Raw genomic sequence first — 18,876 nt, forward strand, 5'->3', positions numbered from 1 at the left:
AGCGCCCGGCACCCTAGGCACACCCGCGAAACCTATAGAACACCAGTCGTTGGCACAGGCATACCGGGCCAAGCGGGCCTGAAAAATGTCGAGGGCAAGGCGCAGCGACGAAGACAGTACGCCAGTACGGCGAGGAGCTGCAACGCCGCCATCGGCATTTTGTCAGGCTCGCGTCTCCGGCCCGCTGTTTTTAGTGCTTCTCAATAAATCAATAAACCCGCTCTACCTTCAATCCCTTTTGCTGCAGCAGCTTAGGGACGCTATTATTGCCAACCAGGTGCAAGACGCCGATGGCGGCAAGGCTGTGTGTTTCGCGCGACAAGAGGCGGGCGATGCCGTCGGCCAGGGCGGGATTGCGACCGTCGAGCAGGACTTTTTGCACGAACTGGGCGGCGTAGGACGGGTCCTGTTCGGCGGTGGCGGCAATGCGCTCCAGGGCACCCTGGTCGGCGGTGCGCCAGGCCTGGGCGATTTCGCGCGCTTCGTCGCTCTGGTGCTGCGCTTCGATCGAATCGAGGCCGTCCTCAAGGAAGCGGCACTGGTCGGTAGTAGTCATGGCGCCAAACAGCGCCATCTGGCTGTCCATCGATTCAAGCTCCACGATGGGGATCCGATGCGCCTTGGCCTGTTTCGACAGATAGCTGTCGACCGCCAGCGTGGGGCTGTAACCCAGCGTGGAAAATTCGCCGATGGCCAGCACGCTGGCCAGCATCCACGGCTTCATCAGCGCCGTTGCTGTGGGCTGCAAGCCGTATTTCTGCAACAGCGGGGCCAGGCGCGGCGCCAGCGTCTGGCGGCAGTCCGGCGCTACTTTGGCACCGGGCGCATCGATGCCATATTTCAGCACGGCGGCTAGGCCGGCGCGCTGGTCGCCGAGCGGATCGACCTCCAGCGCCAGCGCACCAGCTTCGCGCAAGGCGCGCGTGACGGTCGGCTCGAGCGGATAAAAATCGGGCGCACCCACGTGAATGGTGCCAAACAGATACAGGGTGTGATTGGCCTGCTGCACCTTGAACAGTGCGCCGCGGTTGACGGCTGCCGGCGGCGCCTCGGCAACAGCATGCTGCAAGGGCAGCAAGAATAATCCGCAGAACATCACTATAATCTGGCGTCGCATGGTTTTTTTGATCGTTGAATTTTTCATATTGCTAGCTAAAGACTCTCGTGCCCCATCTTAACCGCTCGTCGCCAGTCTGGTTGTTCGACCTCGATAACACGCTGCACAACGCCTCGCACGCCATCTTCCCGCTCATCACCGCCAATATGAACATCTATATTGCGCGTGTGCTCGGTGACGGCGTCACGCCGGCCAGCGACGATATCGTCAACGCGGCGCGCAAGCATTACTGGCGCCGCTATGGTGCGACCCTGCTGGGCATGGTGCGGCACCACCAGGTGCAGGCCGCACACTTTCTCAGCGAGACGCATGCGTTTGACGACCTGACGTCGATGATCCAGGCCGAACGCGGACTGAACGCGCTGCTGCGCCGCCTGCCCGGACGCAAGATCTTGCTGACCAATGCGCCGCTGCGCTATTCGAGCGACGTGATGCGCCACTTGCGCCTGCGCCGCCATTTTGACCAGCATGTGGCCATCGAATCGATGCACGTGCACCGCCAGCTGCGGCCCAAGCCGTCGACGCTGATGCTGCGCAAGCTGATGCGCAAGCACCGCTTGCGGCCCAGTCAGTGCATTCTGGTGGAAGATACGTTGGCCAATCTGAAGGGAGCCAAAAAACTCGGTCTGCGCACGGCGTGGGTCACGCAATACCTGAAAATGGCCGATCCGATCGGTGCGGCGCGCTTGCCAAAAGCGTTAAATCGCCCCGCTTACGTCGATGTCAAAGTAAAATCTGTCCGGCATTTGGCACGCCGCCTTCACCGCCTGCGCTGAAGCGGACTTCATGGCCACCGGTTGAACCCCGGCGGCAGACCGCTAGCGGCGGTTGTGAACCCGCAACAAGGCAGCATTTTTTTTAACTACAAGAGAAAATATGGCAAGCACACCGCCGGGCCAACGCAGGCTACAGATTCTTCAGGCCCTCGCCGCAATGCTGGAACAGCCGAAAGGCGAAAAAATCACCACCGCCGCACTGGCCGCCAGACTGACGGTCTCCGAAGCGGCCCTGTACCGCCATTTCGCCAGCAAGGCGCAAATGTTCGAAGGGCTGATCGAGTTCATCGAGTCGAGTGTGTTCGGGCTGATTAACCAGATTACGGAAAAACACGATGACGGACTGTCGCAAACACGCGACATTGTCGGCATGCTGCTCAACTTCGCCATCAGCAATCCGGGCATGACGCGCGTGCTGATCGGTGACGCGCTGGTCAATGAAGACGAGCGACTGCAAGTACGCATGAACCAGTTCTACGACCGCGTGGAACTGGCGCTCAAGCAGTCTTTGCGCGTGGCCGTATCTGAAGGCCATGGCAAGGAAAACGAAGTCGGACCGCGCGCCACCATGCTGGTCAGCTTCGTGATCGGCCGCTGGCACCGCTATGCCAAGAGCGGCTTCAAGATCAACCCGTCCCAGGACGCGGCGCTGCAAATCGCCATGCTGCTGGGCTGACCTGGCCATATCGTGACGCCCTGCTACGCGCTGCTTGACGACGCCGCTGCGCCAGGCGCCGCCTCGCGCCTGTACACGCAGCTGGCGGGCAGCCTGCAGTGCAGGCAGGCGCACGAATGGCCGGCGCTGCTGGACGATCTGCAGGCAGCTTTGCGCCAGGGCCTGCATGCGGTCACCGTCTGCAGCTATGAACTGGGCGCGCATCTGCTGGCCATGCCGACGCACCCGCCTGCCAGCAATAGCCCGCCGCTGGCGCAGGTGCTGCTGTTTCGCGAGTGCCGCCATCTGAACGCGATCGAGGTGGCGCAGTGGCTGGCGCAGCAGGCGGCCACCGATGCCCAGCCGGCCGGTATCGCCAACATCAGCGCCAATGTCAGCGAGGCCGACTTCACGCAGGCGCTCGATCGCATCCACGACTATATCGTGGCCGGCGACACCTACCAGGTCAATTACACCTACCGCCTGCGCTTTGACGCCTTTGGTGCGCCCGCCGCGCTGTACGCGCGCCTGCGTGCCCGCCAGCCGGTGCCGTATGGCGCGCTGATCATGCTGCCCGATGGCGGAGCCGTGCTGTCGCTGTCGCCCGAACTGTTCGTGCGCCATGCGCAGGGCGAGCTGACGGCGCGGCCGATGAAGGGCACGGCACCGGCTGCGCCGGCCAGCGAGATGCAGGAAAATGCGCAGCTCGCACAGGCGCTGGCGGCTGACCCGAAAAACCGCGCTGAAAACCTGATGATCGTCGACCTGCTGCGCAACGATATCGGCCGCATCGCCGAAACCGGCTCGGTCACCGTACCGGCGCTGTTCGAGGTGCAGCGTTACAGCAGCGTGCTGCAGATGACGTCCACCGTGCAGGCGCGCCTGCGACGCGATACCAGCCTGGCCGAGCTGTTCCGGGCGCTGTACCCGTGCGGCTCGATTACCGGCGCGCCCAAGCGGCGCACCATGGAAATTATCGCCGAACTCGAACCGGCGCCGCGCGGCATCTATACCGGCGCGATCGGCTGGTTCGACCCGCTGCCCGCGGACAGCGCGCAGGCCATCGGCGACTTCTGCCTGTCGGTACCGATCCGTACGCTGAGCCTGCAGCCACCAACCGACGACGTACATGATGGCATGCGACGCGGCGAAATGGGCGTCGGCGCCGGCATCGTGCTCGACAGCGTCGCTGCCGACGAATTTGCCGAATGCCAGTTGAAGGCGCGCTTCCTGACGGGCCTGGGCCACGACTTCGAGCTGTTTGAAACCCTCCATGCGAGCCGCCAGGAAGGCTGCCGCCACGCAGAGCGCCATCTGGCGCGACTGGCCGCATCGGCTGGCTACTTCGGCTTTGCCTGGGATGCGCAAGAGGCCAGCGCGGCGCTGCACGCGGCCTGCGCCGCGCACGAGGACGACGCGCCGTTCCGGTTGCGCCTGGCGCTGCGCCAGGATGGCAGCCTGCATCTGCAAAGCGGTGCGCTGGCGCCCTTGCCGGCCACGCTCAGGGTCATGCTGGCGCCCGAGGCGACCGATTCAGCCAACCTGTTCCTGCGCCATAAAAGCAGCGTGCGTGCGCGCTACGACGCCGCCTGGCGCGCCGCCGAAGCGCAAGGCTGCTTCGACATGCTGTTCTTTAACGAGCGCGATGAGCTGACCGAGGGCGGGCGCAGCAATGTGTTTGTCAGGCTTGAGGGCCGCTGGCACACGCCGCCGCTGTCGTGCGGCCTGCTGCCCGGCGTGCAGCGCGCCGCCATGCTGGCCGACCCGGCCTGGGATGCACAGGAAAGCGTGATCACCCGCGCCATGCTGGCGCAGGCGCAGCAGATCGTGGTGTGCAATGCGCTGCGCGGGGCGCTGACAGCCGAGCTGGTCTTGACACGGTAGGTCGGATTAGGCCCTTCGGGCCGTAATCCGACAACATCGCAGACGCCAACAATGTTGTCGGATTACGCGGGGCTTCGCCCCGCTAATCCGACCTACGCAACTGTCCCTGATGCCGCATCGCCTGACCAACCGCTCAAAGATCGACACGCATCTCATACCCGCCATAGATCATGCGCTTGCCGTCAAACGGCAGCGTGGCCGCATCCATCATGCCGGCCAGGCGCGGGTCCTGCATGACCTTGTCCTTGATTTCATCGCGGTGGGCGCGCGATTGATAGACGATCCAGGAAAACACCACCAGTTCGCCTTCCTGCAGGTCGACCGCCTGCGGAAAGGAGGTCAGTTTGCCGGGACTGACTTCGTCGGCCACGCATTCACGGAACTCGAGCGCGCCGTATTCGCGCCAGACGGCACCGCAGATGCGCGACATCGCCAGATAATCATCGAGACGGTGTACCGGCACCGGCACCACAAATCCATCGACATACGCCATGCTGTCCTCCTGGTTATTCAGAAGTGGAACCCAGCACCCAGCTTAGAACAGCGATGGCACGGCGACAAGCGATGAATTACGATGCCAGCGCTTTTTCCACCGCGCCGACCAGTCGCTTGTCTTCCGGCGTGACCTTGCTCGGGAAGCTCTCGATCACCTTGCCGTTGCGGTCGATCAGGTATTTGTGGAAGTTCCAGGCCGGGGTCTTGCCGGTCTGCTTGATCAGCTCTGCGTAGAAGGGATTGGGGGTGGAACCCGATACCACCGACTTGGCAAACATCGGGAATTTCACGCCATAGGTGTTGTAGCACAGGTCGGAAATTTCCTTGCTGTTGCCCGGCTCCTGGTTGCCGAAGTCGTTCGACGGGAAGCCCAGCACCACCAGGCCCTTGCTGCCGTATTTGCCATACAGCGCTTCAAGGCCTTCATACTGCTTGGTAAAGCCGCAGTAACTGGCCGTATTGACCACCAGGATTACCTTGCCCGCGTACTGGCACAAGTTCTGCGGCGCTTCATCCTGCAGGCGGTTGAAAGATTGCTTGAGGATCGCAGGGCAGGCGACAGGCGCCGCAGCGGTGGTGACAGCAGCGGCGGCCGGTTGCGCGGCAAAGGCCGGCGCAGCCAGCATGGCGCCGGCGCTGACGGCGGTCAGGGCAAACAGGTGAGCAAGGGTCTTGGACATGGGAGCACCAGGTAAATGGGTAAAAAAGCATTCTATGCCAAACACCACAGCGGCGTATCGTGCACCCATGCGCACCCATGGCGCGCCCATGCTTGAGCCAGCGCAAAAATCAGGCGATACTTTCCTATCAGATATTTTTTCTGCCTATGCTCGGCTTTCCTGCCATTGTCCGCAAGGAGTTCGCCATGTCTTCTTCCCGTCTTGTAAGCGCCGCCGGCATGCTGCTGGCCGGCAGCCTGGCGCTGGCCGCACCCGGCGCGCAGGTCGCTGCCCTACCCGCCCTGCAGGCCGATCTGCAGCAAACCACGGTGTCCGGCCTGTCGTCGGGTGCCTTTATGGCGGCGCAGTTTGCCGTTGCCTATTCGGCCACCGTCAGCGGTGCCGGGATTGTTGCCGGCGGGCCGTTCTACTGCGCCAGCCAGCCCGGGCGCTTTCCGTTTATCGCTTATCTGAACAATGCACTGACCACCTGCATGAATCCGGCCGAGGCGCAGGTGGCGCCGCCGGTCGCCAGCGAGCTGCTGAAAGCCGCGCACGACTTTGCGCGTGACAAGCTGATCGACGACACCGCCAACCTGCAGCGCCAGCGCATCTATCTGTTCAGCGGCACGCGCGACCGCACCGTCACGCGAGCGGTGGTCGAGCAGGTGGCGCGGTTTTACCAACTGGCCGGCACGCCGGCGGCGCAGGTGCGCCTGGTCGACAACGTGGCGGCAGGCCATGCGATTGTGACCGACAGCCGCGAGGATGCAGCCTGCGACCAGACGCAGTCGCCGTTTATCAACAACTGCGGCTTCATGCAGTCGCAGGCGCTGCTGCAGCATCTTTACCCGGAGCTAAAGCCGCCAGCGGCGGCGCTGGGCGGCAAGCTGATCGCCTTTAACCAGCGCAATTTCATCAGGAGTTCGTATTCCAGCATGAGCAATACCGGCTACGCCTATGTGCCCGACGCATGCAACCGCGAAAGCTGCCGCGTGCATGTGGCGTTTCACGGTTGCCTGCAAACCACGCAGGCCATCGGCATGCGTTTTGTGACCGGCACCGGCTACAACCAGATCGCCGACAGCAACCGCATTATCGTGCTCTATCCGCAGGCCGAGCCGAGTCCGGTCTATCCGTACAACCCCAAGGGCTGCTGGGACTTCTGGGGCTATACCAGCATCAACCCACTGGCGCCCGATTTTTATCGCAAGGACGGCACCCAGATGGCGGCCGTCAAGGCCATGCTGGACCGGCTCGGCGCGCGCCGCGGCACGCGCTGAGCCGCACTGCCCTTACACCACCTTGAACGACGAGAGCTTGGCGTCCGGTTCGGGGTAATGCAGCTTCATGGACTGCAGCGTTTCCAGCAGCAGCGAAGCGATGATCAGGTTGCGCTGGGTCTTGGAGTTGGCCGGTACCACGTACCACGGCGCATGGTCGGTGTCGGTCTCGCGGATCGCCGTTTCATAGGCGCGCTGGTAGTCGTCCCATTTCTTGCGCTGGGCGATATCGTTCGGGTCGAACTTCCACTGGCGGTCGGGATCGTCGAGGCGTTCCTGCAGGCGGCTGCGCTGCTCGTCCTTGGAGATATGCAGGAACACCTTCAGTATTACCGTCCCCGTTTCGCTCAGCATGCGCTCGAAGTCGCGAATATGCGCGTAGCGGCGCTGGCATTCGGCCTTGTCGATCATGTTCTGCACGCGCGTGATCAGCACATCTTCGTAATGGCTGCGGTTGAAGATGGCGATCTCGCCCTTGACCGGCACATGCTGGTGCACGCGCCACAGATAGTCGTGCGCCAGCTCGATATCGGTCGGGCCCTTGAAGGCCACCGCGCGGATGCCCATCGGGTTGATGTTCGAGAAAATCGCCTTGACGGTGCCGTCCTTGCCCGAGGTGTCCATGCCCTGCAGCACCAGCAGCACTTTTTTCTGGTGCTGCGCATACAGCATGCTCTGGCACTCGGCAATCTGCGCGGCCAGCGCCACGGTTTCCTCGCGGTCGAGCGCCTTGCACTGGGCGTGCGTCAGTTTCTTGTTGGCGGACTTGGTGGCGGCGCCCAGCAGGCGCTTGCCGGCATAGTCCTCGTCGATCTTGAAGTCGCTGCCGGCGCGAAATTGGGTGCGCACTTTCATGCTGCCGCCTCCAGTTTGCGATGCTCGATTTTCAGGCAGTGGTTCATCACCACGTCCAGCCCGGCCGCGCGCGCCAGCTGCGCCGCCTCCTCGTTGACCACTTCGAGCTGCATCCACAGGCAGCGCGCCTGCACGGCGATGGCGTCATGCGCAATCGGCACGATCTCTTCGGAGCGGCGGAAGCAGTCGACGATATCGATGCGTTCGGGTGCGACGGCGTCGGCCGCCTCTTGCAGGCTGGCGTAGGCGCGCTGGCCCAGCACTTCACGCCCGGCCAGGGCAGGATTGACGGGCAGGATACGGTAGCCGCAGGCCAGCAGGTAGGCGGCAACCTCATTGCTGGCGCGTTCGGGTTTGTCGGACAGGCCGACGATGGCGATAATGCGGCTCTCTTGCAGCAGTTGGGCGATATTGGACATGGTAAGCAGAGTTAAGCGTGCAACATTGCAGGCCTAGCGTAGCAGATTGCGTCCAATACCGGAGCTAGCCAGATGGCTGACAGGATAGATACAGCGTCAAACGCCGCGCACCTTCTGCATCTGCGCCACGAACTCTTTGGCGCGCGCCGTCACGGCCGCATAGTCGCCTTTGGCGCCGGGGCCACTCAAGCTGCTGCCGATACCCACGGCCAGCGCGCCGGCGGCAAACCATTCACCGAGATTGTCGACCGTCACGCCACCGGTCGGCATCAACGGCGCCTGTGGCAGCGGCGCGCGCAGCGCCTTGATATAGGACGGGCCAAACATCTCGGCCGGGAATACCTTGACGATGTCGGCGCCGGCTTGCAAGGCGGTAACGATTTCGGTCGGCGTCATGGCGCCCGGCATGGCCAGTACCTGGTAGCGCTGGCACACTTCGATGGTGGCGACATTGACGCCTGGCGAAATAATGAACTGGGCGCCGGCCAGAATCGCCGCGCGCGCCGTTTCCGGGTCCAGCACCGTGCCGGCGCCCAGCAGGACATCCTTGCCATGACGCTCGCGCAAGGTGCGCAGCACGCCCAGCGTGTCGGGCGTGGTAAAGGCCACTTCCAGCGCGGTCACGCCGCCGGCGATGCAGGCCTCGGCGATGGCAACGGCAGCCTCCGGCGAATCGGCACGCACGATGCCGACCATGCCGCGTTCAACGATGGCCTGAAACAGGTTTTGCTTCAACATAGTTTTTCCTTTAATGGTTACGCCGGGGTTGCACCAAAGCGCATTTCCGGCAAGCCGCGCACGCCCTGCAGGCGCACATGGAACAGGCCACCGGCCAGCGGTTCGGCAGCAAGCTGCTCGGGCGTCAGGTTTTCCTGCGCGGTGGTAATGAACAATTCGTCGTAAGCGGGGCCGCCGAGGCTCACGCAGCTCGGCTGCGACACCGGCAGCGTCACGCGCTGCTGCACGCTGCCGTCCGGTGCAAAGCGCAGCACGGCGCCGGCGCCCCACTGCGCGCTCCACAGGTGGTCGTCGGCATCGATGGTGGCGCCATCGGCAGCGCCGGGGCCTTCAGGCAGGTGGGCAAATACGCGTACGGTACTGGCGTCGCCGCCCAGATAGTCGTCCCAGCGATGGATCACCGGCTTCATCGAGTCGCAGAAATACATGGCCTGGCCATCGACGCTGAAGCTGATGCTGTTGGAAATGGCGATACCTGGCAGCGGCAGGCGCTCCAGGCTCAGATCCAGATTGAGGCGATAAAAGCTGCCGATGCTTTCGCGGCATGGACGCTCGTCGAGCGTGCCGAACACAAAGCGGCCCTGACGGTCGCAGCGGCCGTCGTTCAGGCGCGTCATCGGCAGGTCAGCTTCCACCTCGTGCAAGGTGGTGACGGCGCCGCTGCGCAGATCGTACCAGGCCAGGCGCGAGGCCAGGCCCAGCAGCAGGATGTGTTCATCGGCGGTCAAGGCAAAGCAGGCCAGGCGCTCGGGCATGATCCAGGTCTCGCGCACGCCGGTGGCCAGCGTCAAGGCATGCAGCTTGGCGCCTTCGATATTGGTCCAGAACACGCGCCCGCTCTGCTCGCACCAGCGCACGCCCTCACCCAGGAAATCCTGTGTATCGACCAGCAGGTCGGCTTTTGTCTCCATGATTTTTTTCCTTTTTTTCGGTGCGTAGGTCGGATTAGGCCCTTCGGGCCGTAATCCGACAACACCGCTGACGCCAACAATGTTGTCGGATTACGCGGGGCTTTGCCCCGCTAATCCGACCTACGATCCAGGCTCAATGCCCGGATTGCTTAATGCGACTCGCGCGGCACGGCCGAACCGCGGCAACCGACCAGGAAGTCCAGGTCAGCGCCTTCATCGGCCTGCATCACGTGCTTGATATACATCGACTGGTAGCCGCCGACCATGGTCTGTACCGGTGCTTTCCATTCGGCGCGGCGGCGTTCCAGTTCCTCGTCGGACACTTCCAGGTGCAGGCGGCGGCCTTCGACGTCGAGTTCGATGAAGTCGCCATCGCGCACCAGCGCCAGCGGACCGCCGGCAGCCGCTTCAGGGGCCACGTGCAGCACCACGGTGCCGTAGGCGGTGCCGCTCATGCGCGCATCCGAAATGCGCACCATGTCGCGCACGCCCTGCTCCAGCAGTTTTTTCGGCAGGCCCATATTGCCTACTTCCGCCATGCCCGGATAGCCTTGCGGGCCGCAGTTCTGCAGCACCATGATGCAGCTGGCATCGATATCGAGCGCCGGATCATCCACGCGCTCCTTGTAGTGCTCGATGCTGTTGAACACCACGGCGCGGCCGCGGTGCTGCATCAGTTCAGGGGAAGCTGCCGACGGCTTGATGACGGCGCCGCGTGGCGACAGATTGCCATGCAGGACGGCGATGCCGCCTTCTTCCTTGAATGGCTGCGCCAGCGGCGTAATGACTTCGGTATTGAAGTTTTCCGCTTCGGCCACGTTGACCGCCATGGTGGCGCCGGTCACGGTCAGCACGTCGCCGTGGATCTTGCCCAGCAGGTCACGGATAATCACCGGCAGGCCGCCGGCGTAGTAGAAGTCTTCCATCAGGTACTGGCCCGATGGCATCAGGTTCAAGAGGCACGGAATGTCGCGGCCCAGGCGGTCCCAGTCCGACAGGCGCATGTCGACGCCAATGCGCCCGGCAATGGCCAGCAGGTGAATCACCGCGTTGGTCGAGCCGCCGATGGCGCCGTTGACCATGATGGCGTTTTCAAACGCTTCGCGCGTCAGGACTTTCGACAGTTTCAGGTCTTCCTTGACCATGTCGACGATGCGCCGGCCGGTCAGCTGCGCCTGCAGCTTGCGGCGCGCGTCCACCGCCGGAATGGCGGCGTTGCCCGGCAACGTCACGCCCAGCGACTCGACCATGCTGGCCATGGTCGATGCGGTGCCCATGGTCATGCAGTGGCCGGAAGAGCGCGACATGCACGATTCGGCCTGCTTGAATTCCGCCGATGTCATGCGGCCGGCGCGCACGTCTTCCGAGAATTTCCAGACGTCGGTGCCGGAACCGATCGGCTTGCCGCGGTAGTTACCGTTCAACATCGGGCCGCCCGACAGCACGATGGTCGGCAGGTCGACGCTGGCCGCGCCCATCAGCAGTGCCGGCGTGGTCTTGTCGCAGCCGGTCAGCAGCACCACGCCGTCGATCGGATTGGCGCGGATCGATTCTTCCACGTCCATGCTGGCCAGGTTGCGGAACAACATGGCGGTCGGACGCAGATTGGTCTCACCCAGCGACATGACCGGAAACTCTACCGGAAAGCCGCCCGCTTCCAGTACGCCGCGCTTGACCATCTCGGCCAGGTCGCGGAAGTGGGCGTTACATGGGGTCAGTTCGGACCAGGTGTTGCAGATGCCGATGACCGGACGGCCGTCGAATGCATCGCTGGGGTAACCCTGGTTCTTCATCCAGCTACGGTGGATAAAGCTATCCTTGTCGTCGCCGCCAAACCATGATTGTGAGCGTAATACGCCTTGTTTTTTTTGCTCGCTCATGCGGCCTCCTGCTGTGAAATCAAGCCGCGTTCAGCGGCAATTAAAAGGGCACCATGGCCCGCCAGATTGGCTTGTTGGGCATCGTCGACGACGATGCGCTTGCCATAAAAAAATCCGTGTTCTTCGATCAGCAGCGCCAGCGCCTGGCGCAGCATCAGCTTGCCGGTAATGACCAGCGCCGTATCGGGCCGCATTTTGATGGCGCTGCTGTTGCGCAGCGCCAGCAGGTCGCCGCTCAGGACGGCGCCCATCAGGAAATTGGCGCGTTCATTACGCTCGACGGCGCCGAACTGACCCAGTGTGCGCACGCTGAAGCAGGCGCGCGCGAGGCCCGTTTTCTGCGCGGCGGCAGCGCCGGCCAGCAGCATTTTCGGTACCAGCGAGTCGGCAAATTCGCCGTCGACCGACTGGCGTATCAGGGTGTTTTGGGTGATGGCCTGCAGCAGTTCGCCGGCAATGGTGGTGGCGCAGCCGAGGATGCGGCCGTCTTCGTCCACGCTGACCAGCTTGGTATGCGAGCCGGGCATGATCAGGGTGGCTGCCTGGCCCAGTTGCAGGCGGTCGAGCAGGCCGATCACTTCGGTCTCCTCGCCGCGCATCATGTCCATCGCTTCGGCATTGTGCAACCCGATGGCGCCATGCTGGTTGCGCACGCCCGGAATCAGCCACAGCGGCTGGTCGAGCACATCGGGCAGGGCCACGGCCTGCATGCCGTGCGCCAGTTGCGCCACGCCGGCCGGCGCCGGCAGATGCGGCACTTCCTGCACGCCCATCGGCGAGGTGATCATGCCCGAAGCGAGCACCAAGTCGACCTGGCTGCTGCTCAGGCCCGCCTGGGCCTGTACGCTGGCGATGCTGTCGCGCAGCGCCTGTTTCAGCGCGCCGTTATGGCCATCGATGGCGGTATTGCGCACGCCGATTTCCTGCGAAGCGGTGGCAATGACACTGCCGTCGCGCCATAGAAAGGTGCGGGTATTGGTGGTGCCGGCATCGATGGTAATTATATTCATGGGAAGATTTGCAGCATCCGTAAAATGGGCGTAAAAACTACCTCATGTTAGAACTGCGGTGCATATCTGACCAATCACTTATTTCACAACATTGATACTTTTTTTGGTATCTCAAAAGATTCGATATCCTGCAGTCCCAGACGGTACACCACCGTATGGCGCGCCGCCGCACCGGCCGGCACTTCCAGCATCTGGCTGGCCAGGCAAAAGCGCCTGGCGTCCGATTGCAAATGCAGCTGCGGCTGGGTGGTAAAAAAGCGCAATTCGCGCCCTGACGCCGGATCGGCCACGCGCGCCGCCTCGTGCAGCAGGCCGTCGCCGCGCAGGCAAAATCCATGATCGAAGCCCTGCGCACCAGCCACGCGCACGCCAGGCCAGGCCAGGCGCGCACCGAGCGGGGCGGCTTGGCGGAAGTCAAACGCGCTACCGGCAACTTCGGCGGCCACGCTGGCACCGGCCGGCGGCAGGTAGCGGTCGGCCGCCAGGCGCAGCACATGGTCGTCCACGCCGCCGCCGCCATGCAGGTTGAAGCTCGGTGCAGCCAGGTTTAAGCGCGCCGGCGCAATGGCCACCGCTTCACAGTCGATACGCAGCGCGCCGTCTTCTTCCAGCCGGTAGCGCAGGCGCACGCACAGGCCGTCGCGCGCCAGGCGCAGCGCCAGCGTGGCCTCGCCGGCAGCCTCGCATTGCCAGGAGACAGGGCTGGCAGCCGGTGCCGGTGCAGCAGCCAGCGTAGCGAGCACATCGGCCTGGCGGCCATAGCGGTCCGGCGCCCACCATGCCGCCAGGCTGGCGTCCACGGCGTTGACCATCACGCGCATGCCGCGCGCATTGCGCAGCACATGGCAACCAGGCGATGGCATCATGGCGGTGGCGCCATGGCGTCGGCATGCACCTGGCGGCTGCGCAACTGGTATTCGCGCGGCGTGCAGCCCAGTTCGCGCTTGAAGACGGCGTGCATGTACTGCACCGTGGTAAAGCCGCAGCGCACGGCCACATCGGCCACCGGCCCGGGCGCATGCGCCAGCAGCGTCTTGGCCGCATCGAGCTTGAAGTGCAGGATTTCGTCATGCACGCTGCGCCCCAGCTCATGGCGGAAATACGCTTCGAGCGACGAGCGCGACACGCCCACGTAATCGGCCACCTGCTCGGTCTTGATGCCCTGGCACGCATACTGTCGGATGAAATGGCGCGCCTGCATCACCTGCGGGTGCTGGAACGGCTGGTGGCGGGTCGACGCCAGCACGTTCAGGCCGGCCGGCGGCACCAGGATGCGGGTGCCGGCCAGTGGCGCGCCATTCAACATCTGATGCAGCAGGTGCGCCGCCGTGCGGCCCATTTCTTCGGCGCCCTGGATCACCGAACTCAAGGGAATACGTGTCAGCATGCGCGCCAGCGGGTCGTTGTCGATGCCGATCAGCGCCACCTGCTCGGGCACGGCGATCCCGGCATGCATGCAGGCCTGCAGCAACTGGCGCGCACGCGCATCACTGACGGCGATAATGCCGACCGGCTTTTCCAGGCTGTTGAGCCAGGCGATCTGCTGCTCGACCGCATCGCTCCACGACGGCGCGCTGGTAGCCACGCCGCGATACACGTCGGCCTGCATATGGTCGCGCTGCATCAGCGTGCAGAACGCCGTCTCGCGCTCCTGTGCCCAGCGGTTCACATCCGCCTCGGGCAGGCTGAAACAGGCAAAGCGGCTCAGGCCCGCTTCGACCAGGTGGTCGTAGGCCAGTTTGACGATCTTGAAATTGTCGGTCGCGACATAGGGTATGCCGGCCGGGTAGTCTTCCTCGCGCGCATACGAGCCGCCGACTGCCACCACCGGCACATGGCTGTGCGCCAGCGCGCTGCACACGGCCGGGTCGTCAAAATCGGCAATGATGCCGTCGCCCTGCCAGTGCTCGATGCCCGACAGGCGGCAGCGGAAGTCTTCTTCCAGGAACAGGTCCCACGACACGCGGGTGGTATTGAGATAGGCGGCTATGCCGGCAATGATGTCGCGGTCATAGATCTTGTTGCCATTAAAAAGCAGCGCGATACGGTGCGCGGTGGGCATCTTCATGCTGGTGTCTCCTCCAGAGATTGCAGCCGGGACGTATCTTCGTCCCTGGCTGCTGGTCAGGCGCCGGGCTTACCGGCGACCGCTCCGGGTGCTGACATCGACCCAGACGGCGAGGGTCAGGATACTGCCTTTTACGATCATCTGCCAGTACGTGTCGACGTCGAGCATCGACATGCCGTTGTCCAGGCTGGCCATCACCAGCGCGCCGATCAGCGCGCCGTAGACGGTGCCCGAGCCGCCGCGCATCGAGGTGCCGCCGATAAAGCAGGCGGCGATCGCATCGAGTTCGCTGAAGGTGCCGGCCGATGGCGAGCCGGCGGCCAGGCGGCCGGTGTTGATCAGGCCAGCCAGTGCGCACATCAGGCCCATGATGCCGAAAATCCACATCTTGACAGCCTTGACGTTGATGCCCGACAGACGCGTCGCTTCCATATTGCTGCCCACGGCGTAGATGCGGCGGCCGAACACGGTCTGGTTGGTGATATAGCTGAACAGGCCCAAGAGCGCCAGCAGCAGCAGCACCGGCAACGGAATGCCTTCATAGCCGTTGAGCGTCTGTACAAACGCAAACAGCACCGCGCCGATCACGGCCACGCGCAGCACATCGAGCCACAGCGCCGTTTGCGGCAGGCCATGCTCGGTGCGGCTGGCGCGCGCACGCCAGGTCAGGAAAGCGGCCAGCACGAACAGGCCGATGCCCAGCACGGTGCCGGGACCGGCCGGCAGGTAGCCCTGGCCCAGGTAGACCATCGGCTCGGACACCGGCGCCACCGTAATGCCGCCGGTAATGCCGAGCAAAATGCCGCGGTAGGCCAGCATGCCACCCAGGCCCACAATAAAGGACGGGATGCCCCGGTACGCGGTCAGATAGCCGTTGAGCAGGCCGATCACCAGGCCGCAGCCCAGTACCGCCATCAGATTGAGCGCCAGCGGCCAGTGCTGCGTGACGTCAAGCACGGCGGCGATGCCACCCAATAAGCCCAACAGGGAGCCGATCGACAGGTCGATCTCGCCGGCGATAATCACCAGCACCATGCCGCAGGCCAGAATGCCGGTGACCGACATCTGGCGCAGCAGGTTCGACAGATTGCGCGGCGTCACGAAGCTGCCTTCGGTCTTCCACGAGAAGAAAGCCCAGATCAGCGCCACTGCAATAAGCAGGGCCAGCATCTTGTACTGGGTGAAAAGCTGTTTGATGCTATGCGTATTCATGCCGCGCTATCCTTGTGTTCAGTATTGACGTTAGATGCCGGATGCTGGTCGAGCGCTGCCGCCAGCACGGTTTCCTGGCTCAGGCCATCGTTGATGAAGTTGCCGCGCAGGCGGCCTTCGCCCATCACCAGCACGCGATCCGACACGCCCAGTACCTCGGCCAGTTCCGACGACACCATGATGATCGACACGCCCTGCTCGGCCAGCGCGATCATCAGCTTGTAGATTTCATACTTGGCGCCCACGTCCACGCCGCGCGTCGGCTCGTCCAGGATCAGCACGCGCGGCAGCGTCAGCAGCATCTTGGCCAGCACGGCCTTTTGCTGGTTGCCGCCCGACAGGCTGGTAATCGGCAGCGACGGGCTGGCTGTCTTCAGTTCCAGCTTGGCGATCTCGTCGCGCACCGTCTTCATTTCGGCCTGGCCATCGATGCGGGTGGCGCGCACGAACTGGTCGAGCACCGACAGGGTGATGTTCTGGCCCACGTCGAGGTCCGGCACGATGCCGTGGTGCTTGCGGTCTTCCGGCACCATCGCCAGGCCATGCGCAATGGCCTTGACCGGCGTGGTGGTATCGATCTGTTTGCCGTCGAGCCAGACTTCGGCCTGGCAAGGTCCCTGGTAGGCGCCGAACAGCGCCGACACCAGCTCGGTGCGCCCGGCGCCCACCAGCCCGGCGATGCCGAGGATCTCGCCCTTGTGCAGCTTGAACGAGACATTGTCGACCCGCTTGCGCTGCGCATTGTCGGCATCGATACAGGTCACATTGCGCGCCTCGAACACCACCTCGCCGATAGCCGCCGGCTTGGCGCGCGGCGGATACAGCTGGTTCATTTCGCGCCCGACCATCTGCGCAATAATGCTTTCCACGTTCATCTGCGCCATCGGCGTGGTGGCGATATGCTTGCCGTCGCGGATCACCACGATGGTGTCGCAGATGGCGGCCACTTCATCGAGCTTGTGCGAGATATAGATGCAGGTCACACCCTTGGCTTTGAGCGCGCGGATAATATCGAGCAGCACCGCGATTTCGGACGCCGTCAGCGACGACGACGGTTCGTCCAGAATCAGCAAACGCGCATTCTTGTTGAGCGCCTTGGCAATTTCCACCAGCTGCTGATGGCCGCCGCCGTAATTCATCACCGGCAGCGCCACATTCAATTCGGGGATCTTCAGTTCGCGCAGCAGTTCATCGGCGCGCTTGTACATGGCGCCGTAGTTCATGCGCCCACCCGGCAGCGTCAGTTCGCGGCCCATAAAGATATTCTCGGCCACCGACAGCTGCGGCACCAGCATCAGCTCCTGGTGGATGATGATGATGCCGGCGTCTTCGGTATCGCGGATCGACTGGGCGCGCAGCGGCTGGCCGTCCCACAGGATTTCGCCATCCCAGGTGCCATGCGGGTACACGCCCGACAGCACCTTCATCAGGGTCGACTTGCCGGCGCCATTCTCGCCGCACAGGCCGATGCACTCGCCGGCCCTGACCTGCAGGTCGATGCCATCGAGCGCGCGGACACCGCCAAACTGTTTGACGATGCCTTTCATTTCAAGCAGATATTCAGACATCTGAGCTCACATTCATTGACCAGGGAAGGCGGTTGCCGGATTTTGGCGGTGGCGGTTGTCGGATTACGCTACGCCCAAGGGCGCAGCTAATCCGACCTACGCACCGATGCACGGTCGGCGTATTGCACCGATGCATGGTCGGCGTATTTTGCCAATGCACGGTCGGCGTAGGTCGGGTTAGCGCGCAGCGCGTAACCCGACATCACCACCGGCATCACCGGCGTTCTTTGCACCCGCAATCAGTTACCCAGCTGCGCCTTGGTGTAGAAGCCGTCGTCAACCAGGATATTGACATTGGCCTTGGTCAGCGGCGTTGGTTTGAGCAGCACGGTGCTGACTTTTTTCAGGCCGTTGTCGTAGCTCGAGTTGTAGGCCGGTTTTTCGTTGCGGGCCAGTTGCACGGCCAGTTTGGCCGCTTCGGCTGCAATGGTTTTGAGTGGCTTGTAGACGGTCATGGCCTGGGTGCCGGCGATCACGCGCTTGACTGCGGCCAGGTCGGCGTCCTGACCCGACACCGGTACCTTGCCGGCCAGTTTCTGCGCTGCCAGCGCCTGGATGGCGCCGCCGGCGGTGCCGTCGTTCGAGGCCACGATGGCGTCGATCTTGTTGTTGTTGGCCGTCAGTGCATTTTCCACGATGGACAACGCTTCGGTAGCGCTCCAGTCCTTGACCCATTGCTGGCCCACCACCTTGATGTCGCCCTTGTCGATCAGCGGCTTCAGGACCTTCATCTGGCCTTCGCGCAGCATCTTGGCGTTGTTGTCGGTCGGCGAGCCGCCCAGCAGGTAGTAATTGCCTTTAGGCTGCAGCTTGGAGACCACTTCAGCCTGCATTTCGCCGACTTTTTCATTGTCGAACGAGATGTAGGCGTCGATGTCGGCGTTCAGGATCAGACGGTCGTACGACAGCACCTTGATACCGGCTTTCTTGGCTTCCTTGACGGTGTTGTTCAGTACCGTGGCATTGAACGGCACGATCACCAGCACGTCCACGCCGCGCGAGATCAGGTTTTCAATCTGCGAAATCTGGCGCTGTTCGCTGGCGTCAGCCGATTGCACGAATACCTTGGCGCCCTGCTTTTCGGCGGCAGCGATAAAGAAGTCGCGGTCACGCGTCCAGCGTTCAACGCGCAGGTCGTCGATGGAGAAGCCGATTTTCGGGTTTTTCGCATCGGCCATGGCGGCGCTGCTGCTCAAAGCCAGCATGGCGGTCATGATGGCGGCGCTGATGATCTTGTTCATGGTGTGTCTCCTTGGTGGATTTTATTAACTACGTTTGAACTACATTCGGACTGCGTTTGAACTGCGGTGGTGCTGAAACTTTGGTGGCTCCGGGGTGTTGTCGGA

19 protein-coding genes are annotated in these 18,876 nt (G+C 63.3%); 4 read left to right on the plus strand and 15 right to left on the minus strand.

Annotation, left to right across the window (positions count from 1 at the left end; translation table 11 throughout):
- Positions 1–208 precede the first annotated feature (208 nt).
- A complete protein-coding gene (locus tag GCM43_RS21095) occupies positions 209–1,078 on the minus strand; it encodes a TraB/GumN family protein (RefSeq protein WP_226929599.1) in 870 nt (289 codons plus the stop codon).
- An 86-nt stretch (positions 1,079–1,164) separates the two neighbouring features.
- Between GCM43_RS21095 and GCM43_RS21100 the strand changes: the two genes are divergently transcribed.
- The 3 genes from GCM43_RS21100 to pabB all read left to right on the plus strand — a co-directional run bounded on the left by GCM43_RS21100 (position 1,165) and on the right by pabB (position 4,432).
- Positions 1,165–1,893 (plus strand): pyrimidine 5'-nucleotidase, encoded by a 729-nt coding sequence (locus GCM43_RS21100; protein WP_152247858.1) that lies wholly within the window; start codon positions 1,165–1,167, stop codon positions 1,891–1,893.
- Positions 1,894–1,993: 100 nt separating this feature from the next.
- Positions 1,994–2,569, plus strand: a complete 576-nt coding sequence (gene slmA, locus GCM43_RS21105; RefSeq protein ID WP_152247859.1) for a nucleoid occlusion factor SlmA — start codon at positions 1,994–1,996, stop codon at positions 2,567–2,569.
- 12 nt (positions 2,570–2,581) lie between these two features.
- A complete protein-coding gene (gene pabB, locus GCM43_RS21110) occupies positions 2,582–4,432 on the plus strand; it encodes an aminodeoxychorismate synthase component I (protein ID WP_413770975.1) in 1,851 nt (616 codons plus the stop codon).
- 133 nt (positions 4,433–4,565) lie between these two features.
- On the opposite strand, the gene GCM43_RS21115 is transcribed toward pabB, so the two are convergent.
- Together GCM43_RS21115 and GCM43_RS21120 are read right to left on the minus strand one after the other, a co-directional pair.
- On the minus strand, positions 4,566–4,925 hold the full coding sequence (locus GCM43_RS21115; protein ID WP_152247861.1) for a DUF1428 domain-containing protein: 360 nt from the start codon (positions 4,923–4,925) through the stop codon (positions 4,566–4,568).
- Between the two features lie 76 nt (positions 4,926–5,001).
- Positions 5,002–5,607 (minus strand): glutathione peroxidase, encoded by a 606-nt coding sequence (locus GCM43_RS21120; protein ID WP_152247862.1) that lies wholly within the window; start codon positions 5,605–5,607, stop codon positions 5,002–5,004.
- 185 nt (positions 5,608–5,792) lie between these two features.
- Here GCM43_RS21120 and GCM43_RS21125 point away from each other — a divergent pair, with 185 nt between their 5' ends.
- Positions 5,793–6,869 carry an extracellular catalytic domain type 2 short-chain-length polyhydroxyalkanoate depolymerase gene (locus GCM43_RS21125; protein WP_152247863.1) on the plus strand — a complete coding sequence of 359 codons (1,077 nt, stop codon included), beginning with the start codon at positions 5,793–5,795 and terminating at the stop codon, positions 6,867–6,869.
- A 12-nt stretch (positions 6,870–6,881) separates the two neighbouring features.
- Here GCM43_RS21125 and GCM43_RS21130 read toward each other — a convergent pair whose 3' ends face one another.
- The 12 genes from GCM43_RS21130 to xylF all read right to left on the minus strand — a co-directional run bounded on the left by GCM43_RS21130 (position 6,882) and on the right by xylF (position 18,744).
- Entirely contained in the window at positions 6,882–7,724 is an 843-nt protein-coding gene (locus GCM43_RS21130; RefSeq protein WP_152247864.1) for a PPK2 family polyphosphate kinase, read from the minus strand.
- Positions 7,721–8,143, minus strand: a complete 423-nt coding sequence (locus GCM43_RS21135) for a CoA-binding protein (protein WP_152247865.1) — start codon at positions 8,141–8,143, stop codon at positions 7,721–7,723. The genes GCM43_RS21130 and GCM43_RS21135 overlap by 4 nt, the downstream gene beginning before the upstream one ends.
- Positions 8,144–8,239: 96 nt before the next feature.
- Positions 8,240–8,881: a bifunctional 2-keto-4-hydroxyglutarate aldolase/2-keto-3-deoxy-6-phosphogluconate aldolase gene (locus GCM43_RS21140; protein WP_152247866.1), complete on the minus strand. Its 642-nt coding sequence runs from the start codon at positions 8,879–8,881 to the stop codon at positions 8,240–8,242.
- Positions 8,882–8,898: 17 nt separating this feature from the next.
- Complete coding sequence (locus GCM43_RS21145; RefSeq protein WP_152247867.1) at positions 8,899–9,792, minus strand: SMP-30/gluconolactonase/LRE family protein; 894 nt, start codon at positions 9,790–9,792, stop codon at positions 8,899–8,901.
- Between the two features lie 149 nt (positions 9,793–9,941).
- Positions 9,942–11,672: an L-arabinonate dehydratase gene (araD, locus tag GCM43_RS21150; RefSeq protein ID WP_152247868.1), complete on the minus strand. Its 1,731-nt coding sequence runs from the start codon at positions 11,670–11,672 to the stop codon at positions 9,942–9,944.
- The gene (locus GCM43_RS21155; protein ID WP_152247869.1) at positions 11,669–12,682 is read right to left on the minus strand and encodes a 2-dehydro-3-deoxygalactonokinase; all 1,014 of its coding nucleotides are present in this window, start codon (positions 12,680–12,682) and stop codon (positions 11,669–11,671) included. Before GCM43_RS21155 ends, araD begins: the two co-directional genes overlap by 4 nt.
- Positions 12,683–12,765: 83 nt before the next feature.
- Positions 12,766–13,548, minus strand: a complete 783-nt coding sequence (locus tag GCM43_RS21160) for an aldose epimerase family protein (protein WP_152247870.1) — start codon at positions 13,546–13,548, stop codon at positions 12,766–12,768.
- Positions 13,545–14,750, minus strand: a complete 1,206-nt coding sequence (locus tag GCM43_RS21165) for a XylR family transcriptional regulator (RefSeq protein ID WP_152247871.1) — start codon at positions 14,748–14,750, stop codon at positions 13,545–13,547. The genes GCM43_RS21160 and GCM43_RS21165 overlap by 4 nt, the downstream gene beginning before the upstream one ends.
- A gap of 69 nt (positions 14,751–14,819) precedes the next feature.
- Complete coding sequence (locus tag GCM43_RS21170) at positions 14,820–15,962, minus strand: sugar ABC transporter permease (RefSeq protein ID WP_152247872.1); 1,143 nt, start codon at positions 15,960–15,962, stop codon at positions 14,820–14,822.
- Positions 15,959–17,530 (minus strand): D-xylose ABC transporter ATP-binding protein, encoded by a 1,572-nt coding sequence (gene xylG, locus GCM43_RS21175; RefSeq protein ID WP_152247873.1) that lies wholly within the window; start codon positions 17,528–17,530, stop codon positions 15,959–15,961. Before xylG ends, GCM43_RS21170 begins: the two co-directional genes overlap by 4 nt.
- A gap of 86 nt (positions 17,531–17,616) precedes the next feature.
- Positions 17,617–17,763, minus strand: coding sequence for a hypothetical protein (locus GCM43_RS25870; protein WP_193315693.1), 147 nt, complete (start codon positions 17,761–17,763; stop codon positions 17,617–17,619).
- Between the two features lie 6 nt (positions 17,764–17,769).
- On the minus strand, positions 17,770–18,744 hold the full coding sequence (xylF, locus tag GCM43_RS21180; protein WP_152248000.1) for a D-xylose ABC transporter substrate-binding protein: 975 nt from the start codon (positions 18,742–18,744) through the stop codon (positions 17,770–17,772).
- Between the last annotated feature and the right edge of the window lie 132 nt (positions 18,745–18,876).

The organism is Janthinobacterium aquaticum (assembly GCF_009208565.1).
Lineage (GTDB): Bacteria > Pseudomonadota > Gammaproteobacteria > Burkholderiales > Burkholderiaceae_D > Janthinobacterium.

What these genes read in the sequence shown, in the direction of transcription:
- GCM43_RS21115 (WP_152247861.1), bottom strand. Translation starts at nt 4,925, where the DNA reads ATGGCGTATGTCGATGGATTTGTGGTGCCGGTGCCGGTACACCGTCTC.
- GCM43_RS21165 (WP_152247871.1), bottom strand. Translation starts at nt 14,750, where the DNA reads ATGAAGATGCCCACCGCGCACCGTATCGCGCTGCTTTTTAATGGCAAC.
- xylG (WP_152247873.1), bottom strand. Translation starts at nt 17,530, where the DNA reads ATGTCTGAATATCTGCTTGAAATGAAAGGCATCGTCAAACAGTTTGGC.
- GCM43_RS21155 (WP_152247869.1), bottom strand. Translation starts at nt 12,682, where the DNA reads ATGAATATAATTACCATCGATGCCGGCACCACCAATACCCGCACCTTT.
- GCM43_RS21170 (WP_152247872.1), bottom strand. Translation starts at nt 15,962, where the DNA reads ATGAATACGCATAGCATCAAACAGCTTTTCACCCAGTACAAGATGCTG.
- GCM43_RS21145 (WP_152247867.1), bottom strand. Translation starts at nt 9,792, where the DNA reads ATGGAGACAAAAGCCGACCTGCTGGTCGATACACAGGATTTCCTGGGT.
- xylF (WP_152248000.1), bottom strand. Translation starts at nt 18,744, where the DNA reads ATGACCGCCATGCTGGCTTTGAGCAGCAGCGCCGCCATGGCCGATGCG.
- slmA (WP_152247859.1), top strand. Translation starts at nt 1,994, where the DNA reads ATGGCAAGCACACCGCCGGGCCAACGCAGGCTACAGATTCTTCAGGCC.
- GCM43_RS21125 (WP_152247863.1), top strand. Translation starts at nt 5,793, where the DNA reads ATGTCTTCTTCCCGTCTTGTAAGCGCCGCCGGCATGCTGCTGGCCGGC.
- GCM43_RS21120 (WP_152247862.1), bottom strand. Translation starts at nt 5,607, where the DNA reads ATGTCCAAGACCCTTGCTCACCTGTTTGCCCTGACCGCCGTCAGCGCC.
- araD (WP_152247868.1), bottom strand. Translation starts at nt 11,672, where the DNA reads ATGAGCGAGCAAAAAAAACAAGGCGTATTACGCTCACAATCATGGTTT.
- GCM43_RS21160 (WP_152247870.1), bottom strand. Translation starts at nt 13,548, where the DNA reads ATGATGCCATCGCCTGGTTGCCATGTGCTGCGCAATGCGCGCGGCATG.
- GCM43_RS21140 (WP_152247866.1), bottom strand. Translation starts at nt 8,881, where the DNA reads ATGTTGAAGCAAAACCTGTTTCAGGCCATCGTTGAACGCGGCATGGTC.
- GCM43_RS21130 (WP_152247864.1), bottom strand. Translation starts at nt 7,724, where the DNA reads ATGAAAGTGCGCACCCAATTTCGCGCCGGCAGCGACTTCAAGATCGAC.
- GCM43_RS21135 (WP_152247865.1), bottom strand. Translation starts at nt 8,143, where the DNA reads ATGTCCAATATCGCCCAACTGCTGCAAGAGAGCCGCATTATCGCCATC.